This is a genomic window from Pontibacter toksunensis (genome assembly GCF_042686245.1).
GTDB lineage: Bacteria > Bacteroidota > Bacteroidia > Cytophagales > Hymenobacteraceae > Pontibacter > Pontibacter toksunensis.
In genome coordinates this window covers 1-791 of sequence record NZ_JBHUOX010000102.1, presented here as the reverse complement: position 1 = coordinate 791, position 791 = coordinate 1, and the positions used below count along the sequence as shown (strand labels likewise).

The 791-nt window shown below is 49.6% G+C and carries 1 protein-coding gene; it reads left to right on the top strand.

Annotated features, from left to right (window positions below; all coding sequences use genetic code 11):
- A partial coding sequence (locus ACFS7Z_RS27310) for a hypothetical protein (protein ID WP_377492679.1) occupies positions 1-233 on the top strand: 233 nt, incomplete at its 5' end.
- Between the last annotated feature and the right edge of the window lie 558 nt (positions 234-791).

The window sequence follows — 791 nt, the reverse complement described above, 5'->3', positions numbered from 1 at the left end:
AGAATGAGACCTGGTCTGAGTGGGATACCGGCGGTGACGGCGCTTTAGATGAGAACGAGTTTGCGACAGGCCTGGGAGACAACAGCTGGTTCGGCGACTGGGACACGGATGATGATAACATGCTGGGGGAAAGAGAGTACACCGACGGGGTGTTTGGCCTCTGGGACGATAATGCCGATGGTGCGCTGGATGACAACGAGTACGGGTACTATAACACTTACTACGGCGACTAAGCCAGAAAACCGGCTGCAGAAGGAGTCCATGGATGGTAAGAAATTCTCTGTCAGCTAATGAAGTACAAGATAAAGATGCAAGCCTTTTCATTGGGGGAGACCCGAGTCCGTTACAAGGTTCGGGTCTCCTTTTTTAGCTGATGGCTGATTCCTTTAACTCCTCCACAAACCCGCGAGTTCGATAGGTGGAGCTGTAGAAGTCTCACCTCCTCTTTCGAAAGTGACGGGCAAGAACTCCATTTCTTAGTTCGGGTTATAGGTGAGATGCTGCTTTAACCCCTTTTTTTGTTGAAGCACTCAACAAGTAGCAGTACTTGCCTTTTTAGGCAGGCGCAGAGATTTGATGATTCTCGCAAATGCCCCTACCCTTGGAGCAGGTATTTTTCTATAGCTGCCGCTCCAGCCGCATGGAGGCTGGAGCGGAATAGCCTGCCTTATTTTTGGAAAATGAAGAAAAACAGGTACTTTGTACGGAAGACATTTGAGCTGCTGTTGCTTTATGTCGCCATCCCGCTCTTCACTAAATACCAGCTGCACGGGATTTACAACCTGGTCCCT